Origin of the sequence: Mesorhizobium sp. (assembly GCF_017306585.1) — a bacterium.
Classification (GTDB): domain Bacteria; phylum Pseudomonadota; class Alphaproteobacteria; order Rhizobiales; family Rhizobiaceae; genus Mesorhizobium.
Genome location: NZ_JAFKIC010000034.1, coordinates 1 through 8,712, shown reverse-complemented (window position 1 = coordinate 8,712; position 8,712 = coordinate 1). Strand labels below are relative to the sequence as shown.

Genomic DNA, 8,712 nt, shown 5'->3' with positions numbered 1-8,712 from the left:
ATCGCAGTTTCCGGTGCGCGCGCCGCCGACGCCGTCGTCGTCGCCGAGCCGGAGCCCGCTGAATACGTCAAGATCTGCGACGTCTACGGCGCTGGCTACTTCTACATCCCCGGCACCGAAACCTGCCTGCGTATCGGCGGCTATGTCCGTTATGATGCAACGGCTGGTAGTGACGCGATCAAGGGATTTGCGGGTACCGACGGCAATGATGCCCGGACGGGCAAAGAGCAGGATACCTGGGCTAAGCAGGCTCGTTTCACGCTGAAGACCTGGACTGGCCAGGAGACGGAACTCGGTACGTTGAAGACCTATACCGAGACCCGCTTCAACTTCGGTAACTGGTCGAGCCATGCCAATAGGTTGGCTGTTGACGATGGCAATGTCATTGGTGCCGGTGGCGCCGGCAATTCGGTCTCGCTCAACTTCGCCTGGATTCAGTTGGGTGGCCTGCGCGTTGGTAAGGACGAATCGGCCTTTGATACGTTCAGCGGCTATGCAGGCAATGTCATCAACGACACGCTCGTCCCCTACGGCAACTTTGACACCAACGTCGTCCAATACTACTTCGACGCCGGCAACGGCTTCTCCGCAGTGGTCTCGCTCGAACAGGGCAGCGACAACAAGTTTAAGGCGGATTTTGACGGCGATGGCGTCTACACGGACAAGTTCGTCGACTATATCGGCACCATCGACAGCTATGTTCCGCATGTCGTTATTGGCGCGAAGTACACTCAGGGCTGGGGCGGCATCAACGGCGTGGTCGCCTACGACAGCAACTACGAGACTTGGGCTGGTAAGGTTCGCTTGGACGTCAATGTCAGCAACGCGCTGTCGCTGTTCGTCATGGGCGGCTACGGTCAGGAAAAAATCAACCTGACCAACCCGCTTGGTCATTCCTTCTACAAGCCTTGGGACGGCAAGTGGGCTGTTTGGGGCGGTGGTAGCTACAAGTTCGACGAGAAGACTTCGTTTAACCTGCAGGCATCCTATGACGCAGGCAAGACCGTGGGCATTGCGGCGAACGTTGCTTATGCCGTGGTTCCTGGCTTCACGGTCACGGGCGAAGTTGACTACATCAACCACACCAAGGACAACTTCTACCAGACCAAGAGTGATGGCATAGGCGGCGTCATTCGCTTCCAGCGCGACTTCTAAGGGCTGGTTCCATACAGGTGAAATCCAGCCCGGGCGCACAAACGTCCGGGCTGTTTTTGTTTCGTGACTGGGTCAACGCAAACGAAGGAAAAGGGGGAATCGGTAGCTGAACAAATCCGCTGAGTGATTTCGTGGGATCCGCAGATGGGCGGATGAGATCACAATCGCGTGATTTATGCTCTTGAAAGGACGCTCCCAAGCGGATAGGGCTGACCCATCCACCACGGGGGTGTGGCGAATTATGACCAATGAAGCGATTCAAGAGGGGTTCTCCTCTGATCATTTTGCGCAGTTTTCTTCTCAGAATTCCAAGTTCAAATATACCTACAACAAGATCCGAGAAGTAAAGTCGCATAGGGTTGGAGAGCTTTTTTCAGCTTATCGGGATATATTATGGGATGACGGGCGACATAAATACAATGTCAGCTCCTTCATCGGCGAGATAGACGAGATTCTCCTCGGAGAGCGTTTCAGCGCCTTCGACCAGAGTACCCTGGATAACCTTATCGGCACCTTGCGCCAGCGCGGCAACAGCAACGCAACCATCAACCGAAAGATGGCTGCCCTCAGCAAACTGCTGCGCAAGGCTTACAAGATGGGGGATATCCACAGCTTGCCCGAGTTCCGCCGCCAAAAGGAGCGTGCGGGACGGATTCGTTTCCTCGAAAGGGATGAAGAAGCCAGGCTGTTTGCCGCCATCAGAAGCCGCAGCGAGGATGCTTACCGGCTTTCCGTCTTCCTGGTCGACAGCGGATGCCGTCTTGGCGAAGCGCTTGGATTGATCTGGAATGACATTCAGGAGCATCGCGTCTCCTTCTGGATCACCAAATCCGGCCGCAGCCGCACCATTCCGATGACCGAGCGGGTCAAGGAGGTCATCAAATTGCCTCCCACGGAAGGGCGCCGGCCAAAAGGCCCGTTCACCACATTCAGCCAGGCCCAGTATCGCGCCATCTGGAACGAAGCGAAGGCCGAAGTCGGTCTTGCAGCCGATGATCAGGTCGTGCCGCACATTCTGCGCCATACCTGCGCTTCGCGTCTTGTCCAGGGCGGCATCGACATCAGGCGCGTGCAGATGTGGCTCGGTCACCAGACGCTTTCGATGACCATGCGCTACGCGCATCTGGCCACCAATGACCTCGATGGCTGTGTGGTTGTTCTGGAGACGCCGCGCGGCGAACAGTCGGCGAGCGATCCCGAAGGCTCCGTGTTTTCCTCGCCCGTGACCGCGCCTTCGCCTCTCAAGGCAAGCCGCAAACCGGCCGATGGGACGAAGATTCCGGCGAAGGCACCTCGGAAAAGCTCGAAAATCTAGTACGTCTGCAAGACTGGCCTATACTATGATTGTGATCCCCAGGCCATGTTTGGTCTTGGGGTCACCTAGCGCTGCCCTGCAACTCTGCTTGATCCTGCGATTCTGCTTGGTCGAGAAAGAGTGCGATTTCGGTGGGCAGATTGCCGGTTTCCAGAAAGGGTGCGTGGCCCTGGCCGGAGACAGTGATTGTCTTGGTGCCGGGATGACGCCCTCGCATTTCCGTCACCGTTTCAGCCGACAACAGTGGCGAATTGGCGCCGCGTATGACGAGCAGAGGAATGGCCGCCAGCGCGTCGAACTGTGGCCAAAGGGCCGGCAGTGGCTGCGACAGGTCGAGACCGGCAACCGTGTCGACCAGCTTCGGATCGAAATCAGGCAGCAGCCCATCGTCGGTCTTGCGATAGATCGCGTGCACCATGCGCTCCCAGTCGCCATCTGTAAGCGCCGGAAAATCCTGGCCATGAACATTACGCTGCGCTTCCAGCGCCTCGCCGGGGGATTTCGGTTTCGGCATGCGCTCGAGATAGGATTGGATAAGGGCAAGGCCGGCCGGTTCGATGACTGGCCCGATGTCGTTCAGCACGATGGCTTTCAACACCGCCGGCCGCAGCGCGCCGAGCACGTGTATGATCAGCCCGCCGCGTGACGTGCCGATAAAGGCGGCTTCGTCGATGCCGAGTGCCGCCAGTCCAGCCAGGACGTCGCCGGCTTCGACGCCGACATTATAGTGGCTGATATCGGCATCGTAGGCCGACTGTCCGCGCCCGCGATAGTCGAAGGCGATGACCCTGCGCGGCCCTTTCGCTCTTCCAGAAAGATGGAGCGCGAGCTCATGGAAGTCGCGGGCATTGCGGGTAAGGCCGGGCAGGCAAACCACCGGCCAGCCGGTGCCAGCCTCGCCATAAATCCGGGCATGGAGTTTCAGTCCATCCGGTGCCGTGTAAAAGAAGTCGGAGAAACCTTCGCTGTCCGCCATCCCGGTGTCGCTCCTCGCTGGGCTGCGTAAGACAGCTACAGGCGAGGGCGGGGATCGTCAAATGGGACGCGGTTCCGCGCCTCAGCTCCGCCCGTTTACGAGGTCGCCGACGATGTCGTACTTGCCGGAAATACGCATCTTGTAGACCTCGTAATTCTCCATCACGCGTTGCACGTAACTTCTTGTTTCCGTGTAAGGAATCCGCTCTATCCAGTCCACCACGGCATCGATGTCCTTGCCGCGCGGATCGCCGTACTTGGCCACCCACTGGGACGCGCGGTTGGGGCCGGCATTGTATCCCGCGAAGGTCAGCACGTAGGAGCCGTTGAAACGGTCAAGTTGCTGGCCAAGGAAGGCCGCACCGAGCGTGGCGTTGTAGCCGGCATCGGTGGTCAGTCGCGTCTGCGAAAACTGCAAGCCGGCCTTCTTTGCCAGTTGCCTGGCGGTTTCAGGCATCAGCTGCAGCAGCCCGCGCGCTCCGGCACTGGAGACTGCACCGATATTGAATTCGCTCTCCTGGCGCGCGATCGCGTAGGCCAGAGCCTTGCCCGAACCGGAAATATCAGCCGAATCGGGGATGACCCCGAGCGGGTGCGACAGGGCGCCGACGTCGATGCCGCGCGCCCCGGCAATCTTGCCGATCTTCAGGGCCATGAAGTGGTTGTTCTGCTTTTCGGCGAGCACCGCCAGCTGCGCCAGTTCTCCGGGGCTGGTCAACTGCCCGGCAAGGTCGCGATAGAGCGTTTCGGCATAGCGGTCATAGCCTGCCTCCTGCAGCCGCTTGATGGCGCTGACCGCCTCGCGGCCGGCAAAATTTTCCCGGTCGGCAGCGCTTGGCGTGGGATAGACGATGTTCAGCGCCTGCCGGCCGACCCGTTCGGCGGCAAGCTGGCCGTAGAATGTCGTGCCATAGCTGGCCGCCCGCCCAAAATAGTCCTTGGCGTTGCCGGGGCCGCCGACTTCGGCGGCACGGCCGAGCCAGTAGTAAGCGCGCGACAGGCTCATCGGCCCCTGGGCGAGGTCGGCAATGCGCGCGAAATGCGTGGCGGCAAGCTTTGGGTCGTTCAGGCCACGCAGCGCGTACCAACCGGCATGGAATTCGGCCTCGGCCGCATTTGGAGCACTTTCGGCGGCATGCGCGGCAACAATCCCGTAGGCCGTCTTCATGTCGCCCTGGTCGACCAGTTCGCGCGACAGCACCCGGCGCTCGACCCACCAGGCGTCCGGATCGACCAGCGATTCGCGGTCCGCCGGAGCCTTCATGACGGCGGCCGCGGCGCCGGCAAAATCCTCCTGCTTGCGCAGGTATTCGGCCTGAGCGAAGAAATAGCCGGCCGAACGCTCCGCCACCGGAACAGCTTTCAACAGCTTCGGCGCGTTTTTGTCGCCTTTATCAGCTGCCGCCCAGGCGTCGGCCAGTGGCTGGGCACCGGCAAGGCCGGCGACGCGAAGGGCCGAATTCACCCGGTCGGCATAAAACATGCGTTCCATGCGAAAACGATGATCGGCGGCGGGAATGAGGCCGCCGAACTCCTTGATCAGCGCCGCCTCGTCCTTGGCTTCCAGGATCGCGGTGCGCCAGAACGGCGACAGCACCGAACGCGCCGCCTTGGCATTGCCGGAGGAGACATAGGCGCGCGCCAGAACCATCACGCCTTCGAATGTCTGCGGCTGGCCGCCGTCGAATGCCTTGATGACGACGTCGGCGGCCGGGTTCTCGCGATACAGCGCGCGCTCGCCGTTCTTGCGCAGGGCAACTGTCCCCGGCCAGTTGGGCAGCATCCGCGCGGCTGCTGCGATCTCGCCGCTCGGAACTTTGTCGCCGCCATAAAGCGCGATCGCCCAGGCCAGTATGTGCTGGTCGAGCGATTGGGCGGGAAGCGCATCGCGCACCCCGCGGGCGCCTGGAATGTCGCCAGCTGCCAGCGCGTCCAGCCCGGTCTTCAGCAGCGCGACGCTGGGCGAGGGAGCCGGTTGCTCCTTGTCCTGCAGTCCTGGCACCGGGATCGCCGAAGTGACCCGCACGTCGACGCTGCCGCTGATCGCCACGCTGGGGATCAGCCCGGCGATGGCGCCAAGCAGCGCGAAGAAGTGGGGCCGATTGGCCGGCATGACGTTGTGTCTTTCCCTAATCCAGCATTTTACCACCAGGCGAAGATGCCTCGAAGCCTAGACTTAGGTCGTGAAGGGCTCGTAAACAAAGGGTTATCGAGGCCGTTCGAATTGCGCTTGCTGGCACCATGGCAATGCTTGCCGCGCAACCATGTCGAGACTATGGTGCGCGGCTTCGCTTTCGGCTAGAAGGCGCGCACGACAAACCGACCGACAAAACCGATTAAGTCCCAAGGAGTTGGACGACATGCTGAGAGGCTCGCTTACTGCGCTCGTGACACCGTTCGAAAAGAGCGGGCGTTTCGACGAGAAAGCCTTTCGCGCGTTTGTCGCCTGGCAACTGGCGGAAGGCACGACAGGTCTGGTTCCCGTGGGTACGACCGGCGAGTCGCCGACGCTTTCGCATGACGAGCACCGCCATGTCGTCAAGGTCTGCATCGAGGTCGCCAACGGCCGCGCCCCGGTGGTCGCCGGCGCTGGTTCCAACAACACCGAGGAAGCCGTCGGGCTGGTGCAGTACGCCGAGAAGGCCGGCGCCGATGCCGCCCTCGTCGTCACGCCTTATTACAACAGACCGACGCAGCGCGGCCTCTATGAGCACTTCGCGGCCGTCGCCCGGGCAACCAAGCTGCCGATTATCATCTACAACATCCCTCCACGCTCGGTGATCGACATGATGCCTGAGACGATGGGCCGGCTGGCGCACGACTTCAAGAACATCGTCGGCGTCAAGGACGCCACCGGCAAGGTGGAGCGTGTATCCGAGCAGCGCATGACCTGCGGCAAGGATTTCATCCAGCTTTCCGGCGAGGATGCCTCCGCGCTTGGTTTCAACGCGCATGGCGGCGTCGGTTGCATCTCGGTGACGTCGAATGTCGCGCCACGGCTGTGCTCCGAATTCCAGGAAGCGACGCTTTCCGGCGACAGCGCCAAGGCGCTTGAATTGCAGGATCGTCTCTTGCCGCTGCATAAGGCGATCTTCCTGGAGCCCGGCGTCTCCGGCGCCAAATACGCATTGTCGAAGCTCGGCAAGGTCGAGAACGTGCTGCGTTCGCCGTTGGTCACGGTCGAGCAGTCGACCGCCGAAAAGATCGATGCCGCGATGAAGCACGCCGGCTTGATAAACTAGGGATGAGGCGCCACCTCTCCGCATTATGAATCAAGTCAAAAAAGCCGACCCCAACAACAAGACCGTTGCGGAAAACCGCAAGGCGCGGTTTTCCTACGAGGTGCTCGACACGATCGAGGCCGGCCTCGTGCTGACCGGCACCGAGGTCAAGTCGCTGCGCCAGGGGCAGGCCAACATCCAGGAGAGCTATGCCTCGGTCGAAGGCGGTGAGATCTGGCTGATCAATTCCTATCTGCCGGAATATCTGCAGGCCAACCGCTTCAATCACGAGCCGCGCCGCCGTCGCAAACTCCTGCTCAACAAGCGCGAGATGGCGAAGCTGTCGCAGAGCGTCGACCGCGAAGGCATGACGCTGGTGCCCTTGAAGATTTATTTCAATGACCAGGGCCGGGCCAAGCTGCTGCTCGCCGTCGGTCGCGGCAAGAAGCTTCACGACAAACGCGAGACCGAGAAACAACGTGACTGGTCACGCGAAAAGGGCAGGCTGCTGAAAGAGCGCGGCTGAACTGGCCATGGCCTGAACAAGCCGACAGTCCGGCTTCAGGTTCGAACAATCGGGCAAGTTCGAACAATCGACAAGTCCAAAGGGGATGGCCTTGAAAAAGCGGATTGTTCTCTGGGGTTTGGCCAGCCTCGCCCTGGCATGCGCCGTGGTGGTCGGGGCGATGGCCTATTTCCACACCTACTCTCCTGATCGCGGCAAATACCCGGTCAGGGGCATCGACGTTTCCCATCACCAGGGGCAGATCGATTGGCGGCGTGTTGCCGCCGACGATGTGGCCTTTGCCGTCATCAAGGCGACCGAAGGCGGCGACCATGTCGACACCGCCTTCGCCACCAATCTGCGCGACGCCCGCGCTGCCGGGCTCGCTGTCGGCGCCTATCACTTCTTCACCTTCTGCCGGCCCGGCGCCGACCAGGCGAAAAATTTCATCTCTGTCGTGCCCAATGATCAGCCCTTGCTGCCGCCGGTGGTCGACATCGAATTCGGCGGCAACTGTCCGCAGCGTCCATCGCCCGAGCAACTGAATGCCGAGCTCCAGGCCTTCCTCGGACCAGTCGAAGCGGCTTTCGGCAAGACGGCGATCGTCTATCTGACCGATGAGGCCGAGGCCACTTATGCCGGTCGGATCGCCGCCCGGCCGCTTTGGCTGCGTTCGCTGCTCATGGAGCCGGACCGGCGTGACTGGATCTACTGGCAATACCACAACCGGGGCCGGGTGGACGGGATTACAGGCGACGTTGATCTCAATGTTCTTCAGGGCGGGCGCGAGAAGTTGGCCGAGTTGTTCGCAGCGCCGTGAAAATCTGACTCTATGTGTTCAGGAACGCCGCGATCTCGCTGAAGACATTGACGAACATCGCTTCCGTCAACACACCCGTATTGGTGTTGTAGCGCGAGCAGTGATAGCTGGAAAACAGCCTGAGGCCACCGACCTGCGACTGTCCGGCATGCCTGAACGGGTGTGCCGCGACACGCCCACCCAGCGCGCGCACGGTCGACTGATGCGCGATCGATCCCAGGGCCAGCACGGCGCGCAAATTGGAAAAACGGGCGATCGTCGGCACCAGGAATGTCCGGCAGGTCGATATCTCGGCGCCGACCGGCTTGTTCTCGGGCGGCACGCAGCGCACCGCGTTGGTTATCGCCGTGCCGACAAGCTCCAGCCCGTCATCCGGCCGCGCCTTGAACTCTCCGCGCGCGAAGCCGTGCGCGATCAGCGTGGAATATAGAAGGTCGCCGGCATAGTCGCCGGTGAAGGGCCGCCCTGTGCGGTTGGCGCCGCGCAGGCCGGGCGCCAGCCCGATGATCAGGAGCTGGACCGCGTCCTCACCTTCTGGGGGCAGGAAGGTCGGCACGGGAGCATTGAACCAGGACGGTTCGCGCCGCCGCCACTCGGCGATGAAATCATGCAGCCTTGGGCAGAGCGGGCAATCGCGGTCGGGTTCGGCAGGGGAGAGGGCGGTCAAGACGACCGGCCTCAGTAGTCGTCCTCGTCCACTTCAGCCGGTTCGGGCCGCCGC

8 protein-coding genes are annotated in these 8,712 nt (G+C 61.5%); 5 read left to right on the top strand and 3 right to left on the bottom strand.

Features of this window, described 5'->3' with window-relative positions; all coding sequences use genetic code 11:
• Together J0I79_RS01265 and J0I79_RS01260 are read left to right on the top strand one after the other, a co-directional pair.
• Positions 1-1,155: porin (locus tag J0I79_RS01265; RefSeq protein ID WP_292854666.1), on the top strand; the 1,155-nt coding region annotated here is incomplete at its 5' end.
• 241 nt (positions 1,156-1,396) lie between these two features.
• On the top strand, positions 1,397-2,470 hold the full coding sequence (locus J0I79_RS01260; protein ID WP_292854663.1) for a site-specific integrase: 1,074 nt from the start codon (positions 1,397-1,399) through the stop codon (positions 2,468-2,470).
• 61 nt (positions 2,471-2,531) lie between these two features.
• Here J0I79_RS01260 and J0I79_RS01255 read toward each other — a convergent pair whose 3' ends face one another.
• Entirely contained in the window at positions 2,532-3,446 is a 915-nt protein-coding gene (locus tag J0I79_RS01255) for an alpha/beta hydrolase (RefSeq protein ID WP_292854661.1), read from the bottom strand.
• A gap of 81 nt (positions 3,447-3,527) precedes the next feature.
• Positions 3,528-5,558: a lytic transglycosylase domain-containing protein gene (locus tag J0I79_RS01250; RefSeq protein ID WP_292854658.1), complete on the bottom strand. Its 2,031-nt coding sequence runs from the start codon at positions 5,556-5,558 to the stop codon at positions 3,528-3,530.
• Between the two features lie 247 nt (positions 5,559-5,805).
• Between J0I79_RS01250 and dapA the strand changes: the two genes are divergently transcribed.
• The 3 genes from dapA (at position 5,806) to J0I79_RS01235 (ending at position 7,991) form a co-directional block, all read left to right on the top strand.
• Entirely contained in the window at positions 5,806-6,687 is an 882-nt protein-coding gene (gene dapA, locus J0I79_RS01245) for a 4-hydroxy-tetrahydrodipicolinate synthase (protein ID WP_292854655.1), read from the top strand.
• A 25-nt stretch (positions 6,688-6,712) separates the two neighbouring features.
• Positions 6,713-7,192, top strand: coding sequence for an SsrA-binding protein SmpB (smpB, locus tag J0I79_RS01240; RefSeq protein ID WP_137932111.1), 480 nt, complete (start codon positions 6,713-6,715; stop codon positions 7,190-7,192).
• Positions 7,193-7,283: 91 nt separating this feature from the next.
• On the top strand, positions 7,284-7,991 hold the full coding sequence (locus J0I79_RS01235; RefSeq protein ID WP_292854648.1) for a GH25 family lysozyme: 708 nt from the start codon (positions 7,284-7,286) through the stop codon (positions 7,989-7,991).
• A gap of 10 nt (positions 7,992-8,001) precedes the next feature.
• On the opposite strand, the gene J0I79_RS01230 is transcribed toward J0I79_RS01235, so the two are convergent.
• Complete coding sequence (locus tag J0I79_RS01230) at positions 8,002-8,658, bottom strand: uracil-DNA glycosylase (RefSeq protein ID WP_292854645.1); 657 nt, start codon at positions 8,656-8,658, stop codon at positions 8,002-8,004.
• Between the last annotated feature and the right edge of the window lie 54 nt (positions 8,659-8,712).